Genomic DNA, 24,123 nt, shown 5'->3' with positions numbered 1-24,123 from the left:
CGCTTTTTTGTTTATGCATTGCCAACTGTAAAAAGTACAGCAGTTACACCATCAAGAATGAAAGCACACTAAACCACTGCTATAGAAAAGACTCCTAAGGAATACACACACTCCTTAGGTCCCGCATACTGCCGTAGAACACATTACAATCTACTGAAGCTTCGATGCCATTTATAGAGCCGTTATCAGTGTGCTGCCAGAAGGTAAGTTTGCGCGTATTACTCTTTTCGATGCTCAGTTTAGGTACCTCATAGTGTGCGATCCAGAGCGGATAACTGTCAAAATGGCCAGCCAGATAATCTTTGTAGAAATGATAGCCGGTATAGATGATGGGCTTTGTGCCGTAGGCGTTTTCTACATAATCCAGCCATACTTTCAGGTCCTTACGCAGCTGTGCTACCGGTTTGCGACCTCGTACTTCCACATCCAATACCGGCGGCAGGTCACCGCTTTGCAGCTGTACTGTAGAAGCAAAATGCTGGGCCTGTTTCTCCGGACTCAGGTATGGCAGGTAAAAATGGTACGCCCCACGGATTATGCCAGCCTCCCCAGCTCCATCCCAGTTTTCCTCAAATTTCTTATCCTTCAGCGATACGCCTTCTGTGGCTTTCACAAAGGCAAACGTAATTTCACTCTCCCGTACTTTTGCCCATGTAATATCCTTCTGGTAATGGCTTACATCCACCCCATATATGGTATGCCCTTCCGGCCACACCGGCTTTGGCTTCACCACAAAATACTCCACATACGCTACCAGTACCGCGATACCCAGCAAAATAGCTAGTCCTATCCAGAAGCGCTTAGGTGGCTGCTGAGACTGCTTTTTACGTGGTGCCTTAGCACGGACAGTGCGCTTTACAGGTGCCCTGGCATCTGTAATCTTCTTTATTGGTGGCTTTGTGCTTGTTGCCATATCTCCTCCCCTGCAAAAGTATAAAGCTGTCTGAGATTTTCAGAACTTATACTTAAGAAGTTAGCTCACGCTGTGGTAAACCTGTCATATGCTCCAGCACTTCTCCTTCGGTTGTAAGGTAGCCCTGCATCAGGTTTGCCGTTAAGCAGGAATGTACCGGTAGCACCCCCATCAGGTCACCAATGCTGTACTTTGCAAACTGCTCTGGCGTAGCTTTTACTACCCCATGCTCCTGCGACAGCGATGTAACTCCTATTCCTTTCAATGGGGCAGACCAGCCCTTCTCTGTTAGTTCCACTACACGTCCGTAAATAGTAGTAGCATCCTCCTGAAGGATCACATCTTTAGAAAAGTGCACACTGCCGCCGTAAAGAATAATCTCATGCCGGTCCGGGTGCTTCGCTACCACCGGGCAGGCCATACATACGGCTATGTTATCGAAAGAGCATGAACCAATGCGCTGCTGTGTAAGGTCGTAGAAAACAAAGTTGCCGGGACGAATTTCATCCACCCCATGTAGCGTCTCGATAATACTGCAGGAAGGTGTATCGCCCACAGACAACTGCAGGTTCGGGAACTTAGACTTATAGCGCTCGCGCAACAGGCGCAACTGATAGGCAGAAGTGTTAAAGATAGTCTGAATGGCATCAGCATCGGTCTGCTTATAAGTATGGCCATCATGTACTACAAAGCCTGCAAACTGCAGCTTATCCTGCTCCCGTATTTTCTGCATAATGGCATCCAGCTCAGCATAGTTTGTAGCTAGAATACCTGTGCGCCGGTAGCCGGTGTCTATTTTTAGCGAAAGCTGCACCGGGTGGCGTAGTTGCTGTGCCAGGGCCGTAACGGTGTCTTGATTCACCGCCACCAGGTGAAGCTTGATGCGCGAAGCAAGCTCATTTATGCCATCTATCTCCAGCACATTGGCCGGAAAAGCAATCATAATATCACTCCAGCCATGGTTGGCAAAGTAACGAGCCATACGAACTGAAGACACTGTGATAGCCTCCACTCCAAACGCACGGAACCACCCTCCTACCTGTGCCGACTGATGTGTTTTAAAGTGCGGACGCAGCCTTACTCTATTACGCTTAGCCTTGTCAACCATACGGCTGATGTTACGCACTGCTTTTTCTTTATCTAATAGTAGTGTAGGTGTCGTTATCTTCATAGGTAGTTATCTATGCTGGTAATTAGCAAATTCTGTGAAATTAATCATATTTGGGCAAAGAAGCATAGCCTCCCTAAACTTTGGGCCAGATAAACAGCTTGTAAACACCTCACCTTCTATACTTTCCAGACTCCACAGCGATAATGGAGCATATAATAACGTGCCTGCACCAAAACTTTTACAAGTGATATAGATACCCCGAAACAGCGCTAGAGGGACAGCAAGATGCATGATTAGTCTCCATCAGCATTTAAACATTTCGGCTTACCTTTGCAGAAACATTACCCTCTTCCATGAGCTACTTCTACGTTAAGGCCCTGCACATCATTTTTGTGGTAACCTGGTTTGCCGGGCTGTTCTACATCGTGCGCCTGTTTATTTATTATGCTGAAGCCGCTGAGAAGCCAGAGCCGGAAAAGTCTATACTCCAGAAGCAGTTCTCAATCATGCAGAAGCGCCTGTGGTATGGTATTACCTGGCCCTCCGCTGTCCTGACCCTCATCTTTGGATTGTCGATGCTGTACTTGTATGGCTCTGTACCTGGTTGGCTGGTATGGAAGCTAAGTTTTGTGGTAGGACTTTATATTTACCACTTCCTCTGCCATGCCATCTTCAAGCAACAGCAGCGCGGCCTGATCAAGTATAACTCCACTCAGTTGCGCATCTGGAACGAGGTGGCGACACTCTTCCTTATCAGCATTGTGTTTCTGGTGGTGCTCAAGAGCTCGCTGAGTATGCTCTGGGGCATTATCGGCCTGATACTCTTCTCTGCCATACTAATGCTAGCTATCCGCATTTACAAACGGCTGAGAGAGAAGAGGTAGAAAGGGTATGAGTTAGAAAGTTAGAAAGTTAGAAAGTTAAAAGTGTTAGAAGGTTATACAGCATGGTGTGTAGTAGGCTTACAATAAAGAGAAGAGAATCAATACGCTGCCCCCTTCCTTAGCAGCACAAGTTACCCTGCTGCACCTCTATTTATGAATAAAATTTTACCGCATCTCGAACTCTCCAACTTTCTAACTCATCAACTCCCAAATTCTCGAACTTTTTAACTTTCTAACTATAAGCCCTACCTTTGCTTATATGAATACAGCACTGAAGGCAAACGAGAGAGAACTAATTAAACTGATTCGCTTTTTTAGCAAGCGCGCAGAGCAACTGACGGAAAGCGAGGAGTTAAACCAAGAACAGATGCAGCTTGCTCAGGCATGCCAGAACCTGGAACAGCAACTGCTGCAGCACGCCGAGAACCGGACAGCCATACTAGACAAGCGTGCCAGACTAGAAAAGTTGATCGAAGATAAGGCCCAATGCCCCAAGTGCCAGAAAGCAGATATGCTGAAGAAACTTGGTGTGGTAACCAACGAGCATAACTGGAAATGCAACTCCTACCGCTGCCGCCGCTGCAACACCACCTTTACCTGGAACCGACCCAATAACCCATGGCACATGATGGAGTTTCTGGAACTGTACATAAAAGAACTGGAGAGTTCTTTAGAAGCTGAGCTCGATCCTGCTATACGCCAGCAAACTGAGGTAGCTATTCCGCAGCTACAGGACAGCCTTTACCGCCTGCGACCTGTGTTGGAAGGCTCTGATGAAGAAGTAGAGGCGCTCGCAGAGAAAGAACGTGAAATGGATAAGCTTATCCACCAGTTCAAGAACTACCTCCTGATCGAGAAGATTAAGCTGGACACATACCAGGAGTAGCAATCTTTTGTACTTAGTACTACAGCCCCTGCACTACCCAATACCAGAGTGTAAGCGTGATGATAGACAGCGGAATGCCAAAACCGACCATCATGTTAGCCAAGCGGGGTTTTAAACCGTAAGAGGCCGCCACAATACTGGCCGTGATCATAGGGGCCATGGCTGCCTCTAGTACGCAGATCTGCAGAAGTTCTCCTTTCAGGTTAAACAAGCCAAAGTATAAAGCAAGTATAAGTACTGGGGCAAGTATAAGCTGGAACAATAGCCCTAGTGCCAGAAAGCCCCAGTGCTTGCTGCGCCACTCCGGCCGCAGCTGCAAACCCACCGACACCAGCGCTAGTGGGGAAACGGTACTTCCCAGCCGTTGTAGAGCCTCCTTAAAGTCTACGGAGAGGTGCAGGTTGAACAAATTCAGGCCCAGCGCTACCAGGAAAGCAACAAAAGGCGGAAACAGGAATATCTTTTTAGCAATAGAACGAGCATTGGCATCGCCCTTAGAGAAAATAGCAGCCAGGGCTACACCAAAAGTAGAAAGCACAACAAAAGAGCCAGGTTGATCAATCAAAATAACTGTTTCAAGACTGTCTGCTCCATAAAGTGCCTCTATTACCGGAAGTCCAACAAAAGATGTATTGCTAAACCCGCCTGTGATTATGAGGCACCCGATTAGTTTATGGGACCATCCGAAGGCTTTGCCCAGGCTCCAGAAGAAAAGAGCGGATCCAGCAAAACAAATCCATGCCACCCCTACCGGCAGTAGCACCGTGCTGTTCAACTTCACTTCTGGTATGTAGAAGAGTGCCAGGGCTGGCATCGCAATGTATATAATAAACTGGTTGAGCACCTGTGGTGTGTTTCTCGGAAACTCTTTTACACGCTGCAGCAACAGTCCCAGCGCCAGGCACCCAAACAATAGTATAAAACTGCTCATCTTATTTTTTCAGGATCATCATGCACAACCAGGTGCGATGTACAAAAGTAGTTTAACTGAGCTGCAATGCCAGTCTAAATATAGCACGCACATAAAAAAGCAGAGGCGCTTATCTATGCGCCTCTGCCATAATGTTCTATAATGTAACTATCTTATTGCAGCACAACCCGCCGTACTACTCGTGTGTCACCAGACAAGATGCTAAGGAAGTATACCCCGGCTGCCAACTTACCTGTCTCCAGTTCCAGGTTATTTTCGCCGCTCTGCAGCCGCTTGTTTACGTCCAGCACGTTCTTCGATTGCGCATTAGTAAGTATAAATCGTACTTCCGGATGCTTTAAGCCGTTCATTTTTAGCTTGAGGTTGCCGCGCGTCGGTACTGGATACACCTGCACTGCCCGGTCCAGCTCTTCTTTCTCAGCCGAGGATAAAGGTCCGGTATAGGTTAGTTTATAAATGGCATGTGCAGCATCATCTGAAATAAACAGATTTCCTTCCTGGTCAATGGCAATGTCAACAGGTCGTGCATAAGACTCAGTGGAGTCGCTGTTGAGGAAGCCACCAACCAGGTCAATCTGATTGCCAGGCTTATCACCTTGCCACGGAAAGTAAATCACTTTATAGCCAGTTGCCTTTGAGCGGTTCCAGGAACCATGTAAAGCAATTAGTGCTCCATTACGGTAGAGCTCCGGAATCTGTGTGTCTTGCGTAAAGAGCAGCCCTAGTGGTGCCGAATGTGCCTGTATACCTTTACTGATGCGGTCCATACCACTGCAATCTACAGCTCCGTCAGGGTTTATCTGCACATCTTTGATAGACGGCATGTTGTCCATCCCCTCCCGTGCATCAGGATTACAGAAAGGCCAACCATAATTACCTCCATCCCGCACATAGGTAAACTCCTCTGGCGGGTTATTATCAACATAACTCTGTACCACCTTACCATAATTGCCTGTTTCGTCTTCGAAAGGATAAGCTACATTGTCGCGATTATTTACCGTTACCCACAGATTATTTGTGCCAGGCACAAAATCCAGACCCTCTGCATTTCGGAGACCTTCTGCAAAAAGCCGGCGGTTTGTACCATCAGCATTATACACGTAAATAGCGCCACGCTTCGGATCACTTTGTGTATCCTCCACACATGCATTGCAGGTGGAGGCAATAGATACGTAGAGCTGATTGTTGCTATCAAGAGCTATATTTTTGAGCACGTGGCCATAGCTGCCTTTCAGTTCTGGTAGGCTTTCATCAGGTAGGTTATCCACCACTACCTCCATGTTCTGGCCCTGCTCATCGCCGTTGGTATACTGGTAGCGGATAATCCTGTTCTTTTCGGCAATATACACATACTGCTGCTCCCCTATTTTATGAAAAACAATGTCGTGCGGTCGCTGCAAACCGGTAGCATAGTTTAGCTGCAAAGGCACATCATTCTCCCGTGCCCGTACTATCCGCACAGTTCCATCCCAGGGCATGGATACAAAGAGGTCGCCGTTTGGTGCAACAGCCATAAAGCGGGCGCCACTCACGCGTGCATACACCTCCAGCTTAAAGTTGGGTGGCACATTGGCAAAGCGATCTACATCGAAAGGCTGCTGGCGTAGCTGTTCCGGTACATCAATTTTTACAGTTTCGGTGGCAGCAGGGGGTACAGATTGTGCGACAGCCGCCACAGGCACCGTCAGCACGGTTGCTAAGAAGTATGTTCTGAGTAAACGTTCGAATAACATAGCAAGAAGATTTTTAACCTTCTTCTTTTAGCCAGTTTTGGAAGAAAGGTTACAGCTTATTTAAAGCTATACTGGTTAATCTTCCCTTCATTGTAAGTACCCCTTTCATCTTCACCCAGTCCCAACATAGTTTATGATGTAAAGGCAGCAGGTAAAACTCCTCTTTACTTGCTCATCCGGAGCGGTTATTTGTATGATTTCAGCCTTAGCTTTATGCCCTAGAAGCTGTCTCCAATACCTCTGTCAACTCAGCAAAGTATTCGTGAACTTTAGTCTTATACTTGCCTGGAAGTTGCCAATGGTCTTGAATATTTCTTTTAGCGTTACCTGCTCAATTTTGGTAAGGCTTCTGATGTCAACAAAGTTGTTTGGCTCCGTTTTGTCCTGGATGATCTGGATAGCCTGCTTCTTTAAACGAATACTCATCAGGTAATAATAAGAGTGCATCAGTTCGTGATAGTCTGTCTCGGTGAACTCTCCTATACTTTTCAGGGCTTCCAAACGCTCCCCAGTATTCGTTTTAAATATTCTGTTCTTTAGAGCATACACCCGTACCAGGTCAACAATCGGTGTCATAGTTTTCTTTATGTCAAATACCTCCTGGCTGCCTTTGGTAAAGGTCTTAATGTTCCGGAAGAAAGTAAGCGGCGGCTCATACTGCAGCGCGTTTTTAGCCATGTGGTACAGAAACCTGCCTAATGGCTCCTGCAGCTCTTGGTCCAAAAACTCCCGTAGCTCATCCATAATGGAGGCTTCGCCATAGATGTAGCGGCAGTCGAAGAAAGTGGAGAACTTCATCACCGTCTCCGGATCCGGCTCCTTCATCCAGCTGCTGTAGTTACGCTTCCAGTGTGAGAGTGAGTGTGTCCATTTAGAATTTTTGGCCATAAAGCCACCTTTGCAGTAGCTAAAGCCAATCAAATCCAAACGCTCTGATACATGCTCGGCAAACTTTAGGAAATACTCCCGCACCAGTTCCCGCTGCTCGTTGGCCTTGTCCTCGTAAATAATGGCGTTGTCCTGGTCCGTATTCAGGGTCTGTTCTTTGCGCCCCTCGCTACCCAGCACCATAAATACAAACTTGGCAGGTGGTGTGCCCATCTCTTCAATCACTCCCTCAATTACTTTTAAGGCAATTGTATCGGATACGGTAGTGATTACCTGATTCACAATTTCGGGCTTCACACCCCTATCGAGCAACTGGTACACAATCTCCGGCACCTTCTCCCACTTGCGCTTCAGCTCTTCTACCGACTGCGCTAGCTTTACAGATTGTATAAAAACAAACGGAGACTGTGCCTGATCGCTCAGGAGTTTGTTGCGGCTCAGGAAACCTAGATACTGCCCGTTTTCCTCTATCAGCAGGTAGCGGGTTTTGGTACGAAACATCAGCAGGATAGCCTCATAAACATAAGCTTGCGTGTTGATGGACATAATCGGGTTGTCCATAACCAGGTGCACCGGTTCCTGCACATTTACCTGCCTGGCCACTACATTATCGCGGATAGTAATGTCGGTGAGGTAACCAATAATCTGCTCCTGATTATCCTGCACAAACAGGCAGCTCACCTTCTTTTCTGCCATCAACCTGGCTGCCTCATACACTGGTGTATGAGCGCTGCAAGCTACCAGATCGCGGTAAACGAGGCTCTCAATCTTGCGGGAGTATAGCTGATCGGATGCAATGTAATTTTCCTCAAAAGCAGTTGGCCGTTTCACAAAATGAGCAAACTCATCATTCAGCATCAGGCGACCGAACTCAGCCGTAAAGTGGTGGAAAAACTCCTCATACGCCTGGCAGATCTGTTTGAAATCGCGGCGGGGCAGGAAGTATACTACTGTTCCCTTTTTGGCGATAACCGAACGTAAAGATCTTTTCTTGTTAAGCAGCACAGATATGCCACCGTAGCAGTAGCCGCTCTGGTGGTGCAGCACTACCCGTTTATTCTGTTCGCTGTCGTAGAAAAAGGCCTCATACTCCCCCTCTACAATTATATCCACCCCCTTCATCTTGGTTGCTTCCTGGTGATAGATGGCGGTGTCTTTCGTATATCTTACCTCCTGCAGCAGGTCGGCAACGCCAGCCAGCACCTCCTCCGGAAGTATATTGAAGGGCTTAACCGTTTTTAGAAACTCAAGTTTAAAGTTCATAGAAGGAAAATCAATAAAACAGCAAGTATAAAAATGGCTAGTACAATGAAAAGGTATTGCTTTGGTTTAGAAGATGCCTTGTGCTTTGCCTGCTCCTTCTGCTGTTGCAGAATGGTCGCTTCTGTAATGTCTCCTTGTGCCATTAACTTAAAAAAGCACTCAGCAGTTGCCCGTGCATCTACTGCGGCATCGTGCTGTTGCTCCAAAGACTTATGAAACAGGCGCTCATACAATTCACCCAACCTTAAAAAACGTTGGTGCGGCCCCAGAAAAAAGTTTGCAGAAGCATTCATAGTGCAGAAGGTGCTAAGCTCAGGAAGCGGGTTTGGCATGCTAGCCCTATGGAAGCCTACACCCAGCATGTGGTAGTCCAGCTGCATAAAATGGCCGACCACCAAAGGCTTGTACTGCTCAAGGTCATTGGACAAAATAGAAAGCACCTGATTTCTGCGCTTGCCGTTTGCCTGCAGGAACTCCCGCGTTAAACCATGTATACGGCCTGAAGCTTCAGAAACCTTAAGTTCCGGCTCAAAAATATAGTGGTTCTCAGACTTAAGCTCTTTGCCATCTTTAGTATACAATACCCACGCTATTTGCACAGCATATGGCCAGTTTTGCGCATCAGAGTAAGGTGCATTCCAGTCGAGCGGAATGCCAGTGGTTTCTGTATCGATGAAAAGTATGTACTCCTGCATAAACTTATTCCATAGTACTGCCTGCCGCTCTTTCCACGACAAGCGTACGTACCCCACCTTCCATCACCACATATGCTATACCTCCCTTGGTAAAGGATTGGTCTGTTTTCACCAAGCCAAACCGCTCATAAAAAGAGGCCTTATCCTGGCGGGCATTGCACCAAAGCCGCGTTACGCCTTGGGTAGCTGCCTCTTTTATAAGATGTTTCAGCAAAGAAGTGCCACAACCTTTACCCTGGTGCTGTGGCAAGGTGGCAAACTTACGGAACTGTGCCCGTTGCCCTTCCACAAACAGCGATACAACCGAAACCAGCTCTTCGCCCACATACAAACCGTAATGGCGGCCCAACTCATCTTCCGGCAGCTGTACATAGCTTACCTCCTTCTCCGGCCACATTACACCCCTTCTGAGGCTCCAGATGTCCTTGGCTTTAACTTCTTTTATCTGCATGCTGTGTTGCGGTGTCTTAAAATCATTCTCCTTCTTCAAAAGGAGTTATACTTCAATATAAACAAAAAGTACAAGCTGCCCCACACAAGGGAGCAGCTTGTACTCAGCCGGCTTGAGTTGATCAAGCCAGTCTATGATGTTACTTCATCTAAATCGGCTTTGCTTTCTCCTTCAGCCAGGCCAGTTCATCCTCGCTCAGGTGTGGGCCGAGTTTCTCAACTACCTGCTGATGATACTCGTTCAGCCATTTGATCTGATGCGCCTCTAGCAGCTCCTTCTTAACCTGAGTGGTATCGATCAGGGCCAGGGTCAGGTGCTCGAAAGTATAGAATTCGCCAAACTCGTTTGTCTCGTCCTGCACGGTGAGCACCAGGTTCTCTATGCGGATGCCGTGCTTGCCGGTGCGGTACAAACCAGGTTCTACTGAGGAGATCATGCCCAGTTCCAAATTAACAGCGGTTGGTGTCGGGTTGAGCACATGCGGGCCTTCGTGCACGTTCAGGAAGAAACCAACACCATGACCAGTACCATGGCCATAGTTGCGTGCATAGTCCCAAAGGGGTTTGCGCGAGATGGCATCTATTTGGTAACCCTTAGAGCCTTTCGGGTAGCGGGCTGTAGACCCATCGATCATGCCTTTCAGCACCAAAGTATAGTCTATACTTTCCTCCTCTGTCAGGTTACCCAGCGATACAACACGGGTAATATCGGTGGTTCCGGAAGTATACTGCCCGCCCGAATCTAACAGGAACAGACCGTCTGGCTGCAGCTCGATATCACTTTCTGGTGTAACGCGGTAGTGCGGCAGGGCCCCGTGTGCCTTGTAACCAGATATGGTGTCAAAGCTTTCGCCAACAAAACCCTCCTGCTGGGCACGGAACTCGCGCACTTTCTCCACCACCGTCAGCTCTGTGATTCTGGTCTTGCCGATGTTTTCCTCCAGCCACTTAAAGAAGCGGGTCAGCGCCACACCGTCTTTAATCATGGTTTTACGGGTATGCTCCACCTCTACTTCGTTCTTCACAGCTTTGAAGAATGTGGTTGGGTTAGTATCCTGCACCACGCGCACCTCTTTCGGCAGCTCCTTAAACAGCGCATAGCAGTTGCGGCGTGGGTCTATCAGAATGCTGTCTCCAGGCATGGCACAAACAGCTCTTTCGATCATATCATAGGTCTCCAGCTCTACTCCTGCGGCTTTCAGCTTCTGCTGGTCTTCTTCCGTCAGTTTGGTTGTATCAATAAAGAGCATGGCTTTGTCCTGGCTGATAAGGGCGAAGCTCAGCACTACAGGGTTGCACTTAACATCAGAACCGCGCATGTTAAAGAGCCAGGCCATATCGTCCAGCGATGAGATCAGGTGGTAGTCTGCTCTATGCTTTTTCAGGGCCTTGCGCACACGCTCCAGCTTACTTTGCAAGGACTCTCCCACTACTTCCTCACCCAGCAGAAAGGCCGGCTCAGTAGGCAGGTCAGGTCTGTTTTGCCAAATTGGCTCCAGGTAATCGCGGTCGCTGTTTATTTTAAAACCAATAGGCGTTAACTGCGACTCCAGCAACTGCGCCAAGGCCACTGAGATCAGTTTGCCATCGAAGGCTACTGTGGCACCTTCCGGCAAGTGCTCGGCAAGCCAATCAATGTACTCCGGGGAATTCTGCACCAGAAGCTTTGCCAACTCAAAACCTGTACCTTCCAATTGCTCATTAGCCTGCACAAAGTAGCGTGCATCCGTCCAAAGGTGAGCTGTGTCCTCGGTAATCACGAGAGTTCCTGCCGAACCGGTAAAGCCAGAGGCAAACTCAATGCACTTATACCTGTCTGGAACATACTCACTTATATGTGGATCTGCCGATGGAATGATGTAGGCACTCACGCCCTCACCTTTCATTTGGCTTCGGATGGCTGCTAATCTTTCTTTGTAGGTCATGTAAAATGTAATTTTCGGTTTGAGGCAAATTAAGGAAAGATGGGGAGAAATGCTTGGGAAGCACCTTTTAATACACCTTTATCACCTCTCCGGTGCAGATGCCTTCCACGCTTTTCAAGTAACCGTTTACCACCCGCTCCATCGATACTGGATTATGTCCCGGGAAGTAACTGCCAATTGCCTCCATCGAGTCTTCCACTATGCCCGGGCTAACCACGTGCGAATACTCTGCCGAATCAGCTCGCCGGCTGCTTCGATCACAAAGCCATTTACAGCACTGTTGATTGTGCTCAGCACTGTTCCCGTAGCTATAGGATCTTCTGAAAGTATACCAGAGGTAATATACTTCCGCCTGCGTTGATGTAGTGCCAGGCGCCGTTGAGCGAGGTGGTTTTGCGGTTGTATACGTTTACCAGCAGCGGGTCCTGTGCAACCAACTGACTTGCCATACAGAAACAAAGGGCGAAGAGGAGTATAAATTTTCATTTCATCAGGTAATATGAGGTTTAGCTTCTGAATATAGAAAACTTCTGCTATAACACGGAAGCTGTGCATGTACTTTAAGCCTGAGTTGGAGTAGTGGTGGTTCATCCTCGGCTTCACTAGCGGCCTTTTCCATAGCTTCTGTTTGTGCGCTCCACGTCCGCGAGGACGCGTTTTCCCACTCGGCACTGTGTTCCTTCCTGCGCCAAGGCGCTGCCCTAACGGGCACCGGATTTCACAAGTCGCCTCCCTGAAAAACCGGAAAAGTCTTTAGCTCCGATCAGCATTCTATGCTTTTAGATTGTTCTTAGGATTGACCTTTATTTAAAGGTTCTTGTTCAACCAAACTTAAACCTGTGCAAATCCTGCACATGCGCTCTTCTCTGGTACCAATCGTTATATACTAACACCAACTCATCTGCCGTGAAAGTGCCAAAGTCATGCTCCCGGTATTTTTCCAGCACCTTTACGTATTCCTGCACCTGAGTAATCTCCTGCCGAAACCGAACTACCGTAGTATGAGCCGTTTGTATGGCGTAGCGTTTGTCGATGCTCTGTTCCAGTGCAGAATTCCTGAAGTTTACCCGCAGGTTGTTTCGCAGCTCATTTAAGGTGTCATCTTCCATAAAGCCCTGCACCATCACGGTGGATGGAGAAGCCGTGATACCCCTAAACTTAATCCTGATGCTGACTTGTGCAGGTATGCTCTTCCTGACCAGCTCCACATACTCCGGCACAGAGATTTGCGCCAAATCAAAGCCGCTGTAACAGGATATAATAGACATCACCGTTACATGTATGTCCGAGTTCGGGTAGTAATACTGTGCAGGATCAATGGCCTTTAAGTCACTGAGAAAGGCCTGGATGTTATTCTGCACCTGGCTGTCAGGGCGAAGCAGAAGGGTGATACCTAGACGGTTGTCGGAAGCTGAATCCAACAGCGGATCAGTTTCGCAATTGCCGGAGAGGATTTTCTCTTTAGAGGCTTTGTAGAGGGTGTTGTAGTGCTCCGTTAGGTTCATTGAAGTTGATTTTACTAAGGCTTACTTTGTATCTTACTCTAGCTGCCACACTATAAACTGCATCTTATATTTCTTTAAACTGCTCTTTAATTTTTAGGATGTCTGGCCTTTTGTAGAATAGCTCTTCCTTAACATCTATTTGTTCAAGCGCCTTTGGAACATTGTTAAACTTGTTTTTCATCCAACTATACTTAGCCTTGATTCTAGGTGACTTGTACTTCAAGCCATTTATAATCTGTTTCCGTAGCGTAGAATAGTAGCTGACCAGTTTTTCTTCTTCGAAATAGTATCCCGCTCTAGCAAAGTAGTCAATATAAAGCTTGTCATCAGAATCCATAATTAAGTAGGAGTCTATTGTGCCATCAAATCTAACCGCTCGATAACTATCTAGCCTGTTAAAGGAGTAGGTCTCCTTCATTTTATCAATAACGGTTTTATCTAGAATAACCCTTGGATAAATGGCAGCCTCTGTTTCAGTTTTATATGCATCCACAAGAGCAGGTCCTAAAATCTTCATCGTGGTACAGTAAGCCATAGGAGATCGCCCCTCGACATAACATATTCTTATTAGCAAGGGTGGCTACTAAGCGATGGGTATCACTCAAGAACTGGGGAATTTCTTTAACATCTTTCTCTATAAAAGATACGACAATAGCATCTGAAAACTGCGTTACAACTTTGGTCGTTTCTTTAGACATACGAGAAACAACCTCTTTCATTCCCCTTAATGCTTCTATAAGGAATTCTACTTTTTCAGGGACTTCTTTATCCTTGCTAACAGTATCTCCTATTATCTTTTAAAATCCTAAAATATCTAAAAGCAAAACTATCCTATTTTGATACATTGTCGATTGAAGTCTACACTACTTCTTCAGTAGTTCTTATTCCTTGTCAATTGTAACTAGATATATAAGTTACAACCTATATATCTAGTTATTAAAAATCTTTCTAAAATCCTACCAAAACCGAACAAACTGTTCAATACTGAACACTTCCAATAGCCTCAAAACCATCATCTTACAACACAAAACTCTATAAATCAAGGGTTTACATAACTGGCACCTAAATTGGCTATATAGACACGAGCATAAGCATTAAAACTATGGATCGTGAACTATCAGCATCTGCCAAACAAGCCAGCCGCCGCAAGCGCATCTGGCAACTAAGTATAGCCGCAGCTTTGGTGCTGGCGGCCATCTTTGGGTTCAGGAGTTTGCTGGCACCTGGCATTAATCGCAGCGAGATACGCACGGCCGTGGTAGAGCGCGGGCCGGTGGTGGCAACGCTAAGTGCCTCCGGCGTGGTGGTGCCGGAGCATGAGCAGGCTATCACCAGCCCTATACAGGCACGCATTGAGCAGGTGGTGCGCAGCACAGGCGAGCAGGTGCAGCCCGGCGATCAGGTACTACTCCTCGACCGCTCTTTTACCCAACTTGCCTACGATAAATTGAAAGACGAGCAGCAGCTGAACCAGCACAAGAGCGTGCAGATGCGCCTGCAGCTGGAGAAAAAGCTGAACAGCCTGGAGTCGCAATTAGTCATTAAGCGCATGAACGTGAAAAGCCTGCAGGCACAACTGGAGGACGAGCAGTACCTCCTCAAGATTGGTGGAGGCACACAGGAGCAGGTAAAACAGGCAGAACTTAAGCTGAGCATAGAACAGCAGGAACTAGCGCAACTGGAGCGCGATATCGAAAGTGAGCGCAGACTGCTTAAAGCCGATGTGCAGGAGCTGGGGTATACCTTGGCCATGAACGGCCGCTCTATGGAAGAACTGGAGCGCAAGATGCAGCAGGCCGAGGTTCGCGCTACTCACCCTGGTGTGGTAACCTGGGTCAAAAACGAGATAGGCAGCAGCGTGAACGCCGGTGAGGTAATCGCCCGCCTGGCCGACCTGAGCAGCTTCAGGGTGCAGGCCAGTATCTCAGATGCTTTTGCCGATCAGCTGCACGTAGGCGGCGAAGCCATCGCCCGCATTAACGGCACGGACTTGAAAGGCAGCATTGTGGCCATAGAGCCTTCTGTAAAAAACGGCACTGTTACCTTCTATGTCGCCCTGGAAGAGAAAAGCCACAAACTCCTGCGCCCCAGCCTGCGCGTGGACCTGTTTGTGAGGACTGCCAGCAAGAACAGTACCCTGCGCGTGAAAAACGGCCCCTACTTCAACAGCGGCTCACCGGATAAAGTGTTTGTGCTGCGCGAGGATGAGCTGGTACAGGTGCCTACCAAAATCGGCTTAAGCAATATAGATTTTGTGGAATTGGAAAACGGTGTAGAGTCCGGTGAGGTGATCGTGATCACTGACATGAAGGATTATGAGCACGTGAAAAAGGTGCGGTTGAGGTAAAACTTGAATTAGGTATCATGACTCCCACAGCACAATTTCGCTCTTTCGGGTTTGCAAGCCAAAAGTCCAGAACCGCTGATTTACACCTCAACATGTCGTGCTACTTGATACGAACATCTTGATACACAAAGCAGAACTATGAAAAAGCATTACCCATATTGTTTGTTGTTTGTACTGTTTGCCCTGCACTGTGGCCAAAGTATAGCACAGCCTGCCCCACGGCAACTAAGCCTGCAGGAGGTGATTGCTTTGGCGCAGTCGCAGTCGGCAGAGGCGCTACAGGTGGAGACCAGCCGAGAAAACAGCTACTGGAAGTGGCGCAGCGTTAAATCAGAGTACAGACCACAGCTCAGCCTGGAGGGTACGCTGCCCAATTTCAGCCGCACCATCAACCCGGTAACACAACCTGATGGCACTATCGAATTTAAGCCTGTATCCATCAACAATACTGATCTTGGCCTTACACTGAGCCAGGTTATCAGCCCAACCGGGGGCAAGCTCTTCGTTACTTCGCTTATGCAGCGCTTCGACGACTTTGACCGGGACCAGACCCGCTACAACGGCAATCCCGCCATCATTGGATTGGAGCAACCGCTGTTTGCTTATAACGCTCTGAGCTGGAACAAGAAGATAGAGCCGCTACGCTACGAGGAGTCGCAGCGCCAGTATGTGGAGGAGCGCGAGGAGATTGCCGTGAAAGCAACTAATTTATACTTTGATTTGCTGCTGGCCCAGGTAAACCAAAGTATAGCAGCTAAGAACCTGGCCAATAACGACACACTATACCAGGTGGCACAGGAGAAATACAAGCTCGGTCGCCTGTCTAAAAACGACCTGCTGCAGCTGCGCCTGGCAGTATTGAATTCTGATCTGGCGCTGGCCCAGGCGAACCTGGATGAGCAGACTGCGGCACTAGCCCTACGCAACTATATTGGCCTGAAGGACAGCAACCCCTTCAACCTGCACGTGCCGGAAAATATACCCAAAACAACCGTAGCTACAGCTTTAGCTCTTGCTGAGGCAAGAAAGAACCGCAAAGAAAGTATAAACTTCAGGCGCAGGATACTGGAGGCACAGAGCCTGGTAGCCAAAGCCCGCGGCGACAACGGTTTCAACGCCAGCATATTTGCCACCTTCGGCCTTACTAAACAGGGGCTGGACCTGAGCGACATTTACAACCGCCCTGACAACCAACAGCGCGCCCGCATCGGCTTTACCATGCCGCTCCTGGACTGGGGTCGGCAGCGCTCTGTAACCAAAGTAGCTCAGCTAAACCAACAGCTGGAAGAATATACTATTAGCCAAGAAGAGACCAACTTTGAGCAGGCTGTGATGACACAGGTGAACCAGTATAACACCCTGAAGAGCCGCATCAGAACTACCGCTGAAGCCGATGCCATTGCCTCAGAGCGTTACGAGATAGCCAAAAGCACCTTTCTGATCGGTCGCATCAGCATTACGGATTTGAACATTGCCTTAGCCGAAAAAGACCAGGCTCGCCGCGCCTACATCACCTCGCTCAGCAAGTTCTGGGAAGCTTTTTATACTTTAAGACAACTTACGCTTTATGACTTTGAAAAACAGGAGCCAATTGTGGCAGAGACAGGAGGAGGAGGTGTGATACTAAACTACAACCACTCCTGGCCTAGTGGGGAAATTTGTAGCTGCCGCTTCTAAATCATAAGCGCTGTAATTTTAGCTGTTCAGAAGAACCTAACCCTTCCGAGGAGGGGAATTTTCGGGAACGATACCACCCCCTGTGCCCCTTCGAAGGGGGGAGTTAGCAAAGGCTGGGCTATCGAACCTTACCCCAGTCCTTGGGTTGAGCGCCTTGGCGCAGGAGGGAACACAGCGCGATACCCGAGGAAGAGCCCTCGCGGGCTTGAGCGCTCCAAAGTAAAAGATGCAGCGCATGGGAAGTAAAGCTATGGATGAACTGCAGCTAGAAAGGATAGCTTACATCAAGTTATGAAGAGCTACAGCTACAAAATTACAAGAAGGATGCTGAGCTAATTGAGGAATAAACTCGACTAGATTTATAGGACACATGTCTGTAGACTTTGGCCAGCAGGAGCAACGAAATACGCTAAAATCAAAACAGAGACATCACCAAGAAATAATCAACACTAAAAGACTTAGACTCAAAAACTATGATCACGCTAACAAACATCGAAAAGGTCTACCAAACCAAGTCTATCGAGACGGTGGCCCTGCAGAACGTGAACCTGCGGGTTCCAAAAGGCGAATTCCTCTCCATTATGGGACCATCGGGCTGCGGCAAATCTACACTACTCAACATCATGGGCCTGCTGGATGTGCCTACGAAAGGATCTGTAGAGATAGATGGGCAGCTCATCACGAGCTACAAAGACAAAGAACTGGCGCACATCCGTAACGAGAAGATAGGCTTCGTTTTCCAGAGCTACCACCTTGTAAACGATTTGAGCGTGCTGGACAACGTGGAACTGCCTCTCCTTTACCGTAATGGCATATCCGCCTCTGAGCGAACCAAACGGGCCAAGTCAGCTTTAGAGAAAGTAGGCCTCAGCGCCCGCACTAAACACCACCCTACGCAGCTATCCGGGGGTCAGCGCCAGCGTGTAGCCATTGCCCGCGCCCTGATTGGACTTCCACAGATCATACTGGCCGACGAACCAACCGGTAACCTCGACTCGGTAATGGGTGAAGAGATCATGAACATCCTCCTGACCCTGAACCAGACTGAGGGCACCACCATCGTAATGGTGACCCATGATGAGAACATGGCCCAGAAAACCGAGCGCCTGGTGCGCTTCTTTGATGGACAGCAGGTATCTGATGCGAAGGTGTTCGCCAACCTACAGCAAGTATAGCCGTGCTGAAGAACTATATAAAAATAGCCTGGAAGGTGCTCTTGCGACGCAAGTTCTTCACCTTCATCAGCCTCTTCGGCATCAGCTTCACGTTGATGGTGCTTATGGTGGCTACCTCACTCTACGACCATGTATTTGGCCCGCAGATGCCAGAGCGGGACACAGACCGCCTGCTGTTCGTGAACATGATGCGTGAATCAGTGGAAGACGGCCATACCAGAAGCGGCCCTGTCAGCTACCACTTCCTCAGCCGCAACGTGCGTACACTGCAAACTCCTGAGAAAGTATCCATCAACTCGATGCCTGCTCAGGTTAACAGTTATATCAACAACCGCAAACTGTCGCTCGAAATCAAGTATACAGACCAGGAGTTCTGGGACATCCTTGACTTCAATTTTCTGGAAGGCAATGCCTATAGCCAGCAGGATGTGCAGAGTGCAAACCGCGTAGCTGTGATCAACGAAAACACCCGCAAACAATACTTTGGCACAGGAGAGGCCGTGGGGCACTACATTGAGGTTGACCAGGTAAAGTATAAAGTAGTAGGCGTTGTGGAAGACGTGCCGGTGCTGCGACTGCATTCTTACGCCGATGTGTGGGTGCCTATTACGCTTAAAAGCCAGGACTTCAACAAGCCTCAGCTGCACGGCACCTACTTTGCCACTATCAAAGCAAAAGCTTCTGATGACGTTCCTAAAATAAAAACAGAGTATGCCGCCATGCTACAGGAGGTAGAGCGACAGCAGCCAACCAAAGGCACGAAGCTTTACTCCTTCCCCGAAACCGTGCTGGAGAGCTTTACCCGAACATTTTTAGGTGACGGTAAAAAAGCAGCTGTAGGCCTGCTGTATGGTATACTGGCTGTTGCTACCTTCTTGTTCATGTTGCTCCCTACTATCAATCTGGTAAACATCAACATCAGCCGTATTATGGAGCGCTCTTCAGAAATTGGGGTACGCAAGGCCTTCGGAGCCACTACTTCCGCCATCATCGGTCAGTTTGTTATCGAGAACATTTTCCTGACGCTGCTCGGCGGCCTGCTGGGTTTTGCAATCTCGGCAGCGGTACTGGAGCTCATAAACGACAGCGGTATTATAGTTTATGCAGATCTGGGGCTAAACATACGTGTTTTTGCCATTGGCCTGCTGCTCTGCCTTGTGTTTGGTCTGCTTTCCGGGGTATACCCGGCTTTTAGAATGTCACGTTTACATGCCGTCGAGGCGCTGAAAGGAGGTACAAAATGATATGCCATCTCTTTAAACTAATCTGGAACCGGAAGAAAAGCAACTTCCTGCTGATCACCGAAATTTTCTTTTGCTTTCTGGTACTGTTCGGGGTGCTGAGTCTGGTGGTGTACAATGTGCGCAACTACACAAAACCCTTAGGCTTTGAGCATGAAAACGTATGGATGCTGACCATGCGCCCCAACAACGACTCTACTACGCTAAACCACCAAAACCTGGAGCAGGTACTACAACGGGTGCGTGCTTATCCGGAGGTACAGTCCGCCTCCCTTAGCGCCAGCAATGCCCCTTTTGCCTTCAGCCAGATGAGGGACATCCTATCGTACGGCAATGTAAAAGAGCTTATGGCCGACACATACGATGCCGAGGATGATTTTAAGGACGTTTTGCAACTACAACTAAGCCAGGGGCGCTGGTTTGGACCGGTAGATGATGCTTCCCACCATCAGCCCATTGTCATCAACAAAGCATTGCAGGAGCAACTGTTTGGCGGAGAGGAAGCGCTAGGGAAACTCATCCCCAGAAATGACTCGGTAAACTATCAGGTGGTAGGCGTAGTGGACCATTACCGCGCCTACAGCGAGTTTGCAGCAGAAGAGCCGGCTTATTTTAGCCGCATCAACTTACAGGACAAAAAGGACTCCTTCTGGAATGAGCTTCTGATCCGGGTAAAACCTGGCACAGGCGTAGACTTCGAAGAGAAAATGGTGCGTGATATTTCCGGCATTACCAAAGACTGGACACTGGAGGTATCCACGTTGGAGAAAATGCGCCAGAGCAAGTCCAAGCTTACGCTAGTACCCATGATCGCACTGGGCCTGGTATGCGGCTTCCTGATCTTTAATGTGGCCCTGGGCCTGTTTGGGGTGCTGTGGCACAACATCAGCCGCCGCAATGGGGAAATTGGCCTCCGCAGAGCTTTGGGAGCAGCTTCCAGCCAGATATACTGGCAGTTTATTGGAGAGGTGCTCGTGCTGGCTACGTTTGGATTGCTGTTGGGTGTGTTCTTTGCCGTGCAGTTCCCGCTGCTGCAGGTGTTCCAGGTAGAGTCTGAAGTATATTTCATAGCGCTGCTAAGTGCAGTGGCCATTATCTATCTGATTACCACCATCTGCGCCTTCTACCCTAGCCGTCAAGCAGCAGCCATACATCCCGCCGTGGCCCTCCATGAGGAGTAGTCTGCAGTCTCCCCTCCTTAGCTGAGGGGAGACTGTAACTCTGGTCCTTCATTGTCTAAAAAGGTAAGCCCGTAACTGCCACTCCCAGAATATAACTGCTGTAGCATTAGTTAATCAGGTGAACCCACCCCTAACCCCTCCAGGCAGGGGAACTCTGCTGAAGCCCTGTCAGCGGTGGCTATCGTATTTGATCCCAGTCCTTGGACCTCGCGGCCTTGAGCGCACTAAAGCTAGAGATGAAACAAGCAAGTCTTAGAGCCGAGGATGAACAGCAGCTAATGAAGATAGCTTGGTTCAAAACGAAGGAAGCTGCAGCTAAAAAGTATAGAAGAATCCATAAAACATAAGCTCTATCAATTTATACTCTAAAACCTTATCTTTATTACTTCTAAACCCCAACCATGATTCTGATAATCGACGATGATATTGCCGTACGTGCATCTTTGAGCCTGCTGCTCAAGCAAAACGGATTTAAAACCAAGGAAGCTGCCAACCCGCAGCAAGCCCTGCAGGTGGCGGAGCAGTTTTCTTTGGAACTGGTTATCATGGACATGAATTTCTCCATCGACACCACAGGTCATGATGGGTTGAACCTATTGGATAAATTCAAAAGCTTATACCCAAAGCAGCCGGTTATACTTATTACCGGCTGGGGCTCCATTAGCCTGGCTGTAGAAGGAATGCGTTTGGGTGCTGCCGACTTCATCACCAAGCCCTGGAGCAATGAGTACCTGCTGCAAGCCGTACGAACAGCACTAAGCCTTTCCAAAACTACTGATTCCGGCGATGCCCTTACCCGCAAAAAGCTAGACCAGCAGTACGATTTAGGCAACATCATCGGGCAAAACCCACAGCTGCTGCAGATCCTTAAAAAAATAGGTCAGATTGCTCCTACCGATGCCTCCGTACTGATTGAAGGCGAAAGCGGCACCGGCAAAGAACTGATCGCCGAGGCCGTGCACCGGAACAGCCTACGCAAGAGCCAGCCCTTTGTAAAAGTGAACCTGGGCGGTATCTCCTCCACCCTTTTTGAGAGTGAGATGTTTGGCCACAAGCGGGGAGCCTTTACCGATGCCAAGTCTGATCGTGTAGGTCGGTTTGAAATGGCCAACAAAGGCACCATTTTTCTGGATGAGATTGGCGAACTGGACCTTAATAGCCAAGTTAAACTACTGCGAGTGCTGCAGGACCGCACGTACGAGGTACTAGGCGACAGCCGCTCCCGCAAGCTAGATATTAGGGTAGTATGCGCCACTAACAAAGACTTGGCGAAGCTGGTAGAGGAAGGCAAGTTCCGGGAAGACTTATACTACAGAATCAACCTGATAAAGGTAAAACTGCCTGCCCTGCGCGAGCGGGAGGAGGATGTGCCGTTGCTGGTGCAGTACTTCGTCAACAACCTTAAAAAAACCTACAACCATCCAGAACTGGAGGTAAGCCAGCGGGCACTGCAGTGGCTGAAAGAGCTGCCTTTGCCTGGCAACATCCGGGAGTTGAAGAACCTGGTGGAGCGTACCGTTTTAGTGGCAGAGCGCGACGTGCTGCAGGCCGAAGACTTTCAGGCGCAGGCACAGCAAAGCCCTGCTAAGCCCGGCGACAAATCCCTACCAGCCGTGGGCACGATGACCTTAGAGGAAATGGAAGCCTCTATGATTCGCAAGTCCATGGATTTTTACCACAACAACATCAGCAAAGTAGCCAGAGCCCTGGGCCTTAGCCGTGCCGCCCTCTACCGCCGCCTAGATAAGTTTAACATCCCGTATGACACTGCGGACTAAGTTTATACTTTTCGCCGTGTTTATACATGGCTTGCTGTTGGCACTGGCCTGGTTTGTACTGCAGCAGAACAAGTACCTGTTTCTGGGTATGGAACTGCTTGTTTTGGCTTCAGCCTATACCACCATTCACCTCTACCGGTCTTTCTTCAAGCCGCTCACGCTCATACGTGCCGGCATAGAATCCATCAAAGACAAAGACTTCTCTACCAAATTTATGGCTGTGGGGCAGCAGGACCTGGACGAGCTGGTAAATGTTTATAACCGCATGATAGACCAACTGAGGCAGGAACGTGTGGCACAGGCAGAAAAACACTTCCTGCTCGACAAGCTTATCCAAGCCTCTCCTGCCGGTATAATTCTGTTGGGCTTTGATAACCAGGTGGAAAGTATAAATCCGGCAGCAGAGCGCTTTTTAGGGCAGCAGGCCGGTACACTAACTGGTGAGCACGTAAGCCAGTTGCCAGAAGTATGGGCTAGGGAACTAAAAGATCTGGCAACCGGCCAGTCTACCACGTTTCGTATTAACGGCATCTGGACCTACCGCTGCCACCGCGCTCACTTTCTGGACCGTGGCTTTCAGCATTACTTCATATTGATAGAGGAACTGACGGAAGCTATACTTCAGAACGAGCGTCAGGCGTATGAAAAAGTGATTCGGGTAATGTCGCATGAGGTGAACAACACTACAGGCGCCATCAACTCTATACTTGGCTCTTTAGGCTATTATGCAAATCAACTACAGCCAGACGACCGGGAGGATTTTGAGCACGTGCTACAGGTAGCTACGCAGCGTAACACAAACCTAAGCCGCTTCATGGCCAATTTTGCTGAGGTAGTGCGTTTACCTGAACCCAAAAAAACACCTATCGATGTTCATGCGCTTCTCCAGAACTTGCACCGCCTGTTGGAGCCAGAACTGCAAAAGCGCAATATCAGCATACAGTGGCAGTTAACACCTCAACCCCTAGTAGTGCTGCTTGATGCGCAGCAGCTAGAGCAGGTGCTGCTTAATATTCTTAAAAACGCCATGGAAGCTATTGGTAAAGATGGCGAAATCCAGTTGTCTACCTCCTCTTCTCCCCCTCAGCTTTGCATAACAGACTCCGGGGGAGGTATTCCGGAGCATGTGCAGGCGCATCTGTTTACTCCGTTTTATACTACTAAAGCAAACGGCCAGGGAATTGGGCTTACGATGGTGCGGGATATTCTCGTGAACCACGGTTTCGGCTTTTCCCTCAGCTCAGGCAGCACCGAGCAAACCACCTTCACAATCAAATTTTAGGCTTTGGAACTAGTATTCATTAATAGCCACCTCCCCTAGTCTCCGCATACTTGTTTAGCCTATAGTCAGGTTATTATGTACAACAGAAGCCTTTCTTATTCATAATTCCAAAATAGCATTATTGCTATCAAAACAGTCATCTACAGCAGCATCAATTAAACTTTTCCGACCCAAATAATTAATCTAGAAAGAAAATAACCTTTTTGTTACCATTTTCGTAGCGCGCCGATACAACCTATAGATATTCTTTATACATTG

General features: G+C 48.5%; 22 protein-coding genes. 9 read left to right on the top strand and 13 right to left on the bottom strand.

Annotation, left to right across the window (positions count from 1 at the left end; genetic code table 11):
• Positions 1-94: 94 nt before the first annotated feature.
• Both PKOR_RS13565 and PKOR_RS13560 read right to left on the bottom strand, forming a co-directional pair.
• A complete protein-coding gene (locus tag PKOR_RS13565; RefSeq protein WP_046311433.1) occupies positions 95-913 on the bottom strand; it encodes a glycoside hydrolase family 25 protein in 819 nt (272 codons plus the stop codon).
• Positions 914-965: 52 nt separating this feature from the next.
• Positions 966-2,084, bottom strand: coding sequence for an alanine racemase (locus tag PKOR_RS13560; RefSeq protein WP_046311432.1), 1,119 nt, complete (start codon positions 2,082-2,084; stop codon positions 966-968).
• Between the two features lie 293 nt (positions 2,085-2,377).
• Here PKOR_RS13560 and PKOR_RS13555 point away from each other — a divergent pair, with 293 nt between their 5' ends.
• Both PKOR_RS13555 and PKOR_RS13550 read left to right on the top strand, forming a co-directional pair.
• Positions 2,378-2,908, top strand: a complete 531-nt coding sequence (locus tag PKOR_RS13555; RefSeq protein ID WP_046311431.1) for a CopD family protein — start codon at positions 2,378-2,380, stop codon at positions 2,906-2,908.
• Between the two features lie 259 nt (positions 2,909-3,167).
• Positions 3,168-3,794, top strand: a complete 627-nt coding sequence (locus PKOR_RS13550; protein ID WP_046311430.1) for a hypothetical protein — start codon at positions 3,168-3,170, stop codon at positions 3,792-3,794.
• A 19-nt stretch (positions 3,795-3,813) separates the two neighbouring features.
• On the opposite strand, the gene PKOR_RS13545 is transcribed toward PKOR_RS13550, so the two are convergent.
• From PKOR_RS13545 to PKOR_RS24760, 11 genes are all read right to left on the bottom strand, one after another.
• Entirely contained in the window at positions 3,814-4,725 is a 912-nt protein-coding gene (locus tag PKOR_RS13545; protein ID WP_046311429.1) for an AEC family transporter, read from the bottom strand.
• Between the two features lie 152 nt (positions 4,726-4,877).
• Positions 4,878-6,458, bottom strand: coding sequence for a PQQ-dependent sugar dehydrogenase (locus PKOR_RS13540; protein ID WP_052738858.1), 1,581 nt, complete (start codon positions 6,456-6,458; stop codon positions 4,878-4,880).
• 243 nt (positions 6,459-6,701) lie between these two features.
• Entirely contained in the window at positions 6,702-8,609 is a 1,908-nt protein-coding gene (locus tag PKOR_RS13535) for a DUF294 nucleotidyltransferase-like domain-containing protein (protein ID WP_046311428.1), read from the bottom strand.
• Positions 8,606-9,304: a 3'-5' exonuclease gene (locus PKOR_RS13530; RefSeq protein WP_046311427.1), complete on the bottom strand. Its 699-nt coding sequence runs from the start codon at positions 9,302-9,304 to the stop codon at positions 8,606-8,608. The genes PKOR_RS13535 and PKOR_RS13530 overlap by 4 nt, the downstream gene beginning before the upstream one ends.
• Positions 9,305-9,308: 4 nt before the next feature.
• Positions 9,309-9,794 (bottom strand): GNAT family N-acetyltransferase, encoded by a 486-nt coding sequence (locus PKOR_RS13525; RefSeq protein WP_235336356.1) that lies wholly within the window; start codon positions 9,792-9,794, stop codon positions 9,309-9,311.
• A 109-nt stretch (positions 9,795-9,903) separates the two neighbouring features.
• A complete protein-coding gene (locus PKOR_RS13520; protein WP_046311426.1) occupies positions 9,904-11,679 on the bottom strand; it encodes an aminopeptidase P family protein in 1,776 nt (591 codons plus the stop codon).
• Positions 11,680-11,746: 67 nt separating this feature from the next.
• Complete coding sequence (locus PKOR_RS25845) at positions 11,747-11,878, bottom strand: Rossmann-fold NAD(P)-binding domain-containing protein (RefSeq protein WP_262501766.1); 132 nt, start codon at positions 11,876-11,878, stop codon at positions 11,747-11,749.
• A 109-nt stretch (positions 11,879-11,987) separates the two neighbouring features.
• Entirely contained in the window at positions 11,988-12,128 is a 141-nt protein-coding gene (locus PKOR_RS25070) for a hypothetical protein (RefSeq protein ID WP_158453776.1), read from the bottom strand.
• A gap of 372 nt (positions 12,129-12,500) precedes the next feature.
• Positions 12,501-13,184, bottom strand: coding sequence for a 2'-5' RNA ligase family protein (locus PKOR_RS13510; protein ID WP_046311425.1), 684 nt, complete (start codon positions 13,182-13,184; stop codon positions 12,501-12,503).
• A gap of 64 nt (positions 13,185-13,248) precedes the next feature.
• On the bottom strand, positions 13,249-13,701 hold the full coding sequence (locus PKOR_RS13505; protein ID WP_046311423.1) for a hypothetical protein: 453 nt from the start codon (positions 13,699-13,701) through the stop codon (positions 13,249-13,251).
• A complete protein-coding gene (locus PKOR_RS24760; RefSeq protein ID WP_148561690.1) occupies positions 13,664-13,903 on the bottom strand; it encodes a hypothetical protein in 240 nt (79 codons plus the stop codon). Before PKOR_RS24760 ends, PKOR_RS13505 begins: the two co-directional genes overlap by 38 nt.
• A gap of 383 nt (positions 13,904-14,286) precedes the next feature.
• Between PKOR_RS24760 and PKOR_RS13500 the strand changes: the two genes are divergently transcribed.
• The 7 genes from PKOR_RS13500 to PKOR_RS13470 all read left to right on the top strand — a co-directional run bounded on the left by PKOR_RS13500 (position 14,287) and on the right by PKOR_RS13470 (position 23,865).
• Entirely contained in the window at positions 14,287-15,531 is a 1,245-nt protein-coding gene (locus tag PKOR_RS13500) for an efflux RND transporter periplasmic adaptor subunit (RefSeq protein WP_046311421.1), read from the top strand.
• Positions 15,532-15,669: 138 nt separating this feature from the next.
• On the top strand, positions 15,670-17,208 hold the full coding sequence (locus PKOR_RS13495) for a TolC family protein (RefSeq protein WP_084694797.1): 1,539 nt from the start codon (positions 15,670-15,672) through the stop codon (positions 17,206-17,208).
• Positions 17,209-17,681: 473 nt separating this feature from the next.
• Positions 17,682-18,383: an ABC transporter ATP-binding protein gene (locus PKOR_RS13490; RefSeq protein WP_046311419.1), complete on the top strand. Its 702-nt coding sequence runs from the start codon at positions 17,682-17,684 to the stop codon at positions 18,381-18,383.
• 2 nt (positions 18,384-18,385) lie between these two features.
• Entirely contained in the window at positions 18,386-19,627 is a 1,242-nt protein-coding gene (locus PKOR_RS13485; protein WP_046311417.1) for an ABC transporter permease, read from the top strand.
• Complete coding sequence (locus PKOR_RS13480; protein ID WP_046311415.1) at positions 19,624-20,805, top strand: ABC transporter permease; 1,182 nt, start codon at positions 19,624-19,626, stop codon at positions 20,803-20,805. Before PKOR_RS13485 ends, PKOR_RS13480 begins: the two co-directional genes overlap by 4 nt.
• Before the next feature lie 401 nt (positions 20,806-21,206).
• The gene (locus PKOR_RS13475) at positions 21,207-22,583 is read left to right on the top strand and encodes a sigma-54-dependent transcriptional regulator (RefSeq protein ID WP_046311413.1); all 1,377 of its coding nucleotides are present in this window, start codon (positions 21,207-21,209) and stop codon (positions 22,581-22,583) included.
• Complete coding sequence (locus PKOR_RS13470) at positions 22,567-23,865, top strand: sensor histidine kinase (RefSeq protein ID WP_046311411.1); 1,299 nt, start codon at positions 22,567-22,569, stop codon at positions 23,863-23,865. Before PKOR_RS13475 ends, PKOR_RS13470 begins: the two co-directional genes overlap by 17 nt.
• The last annotated feature ends 258 nt before the right edge of the window (positions 23,866-24,123 follow it).

The organism is Pontibacter korlensis, from assembly GCF_000973725.1.
GTDB classification, from domain to species: Bacteria; Bacteroidota; Bacteroidia; order Cytophagales; family Hymenobacteraceae; genus Pontibacter; species Pontibacter korlensis.
Note: the sequence above shows the minus strand (reverse complement) of the source record. Positions and strands in the feature narration are given on the sequence as shown.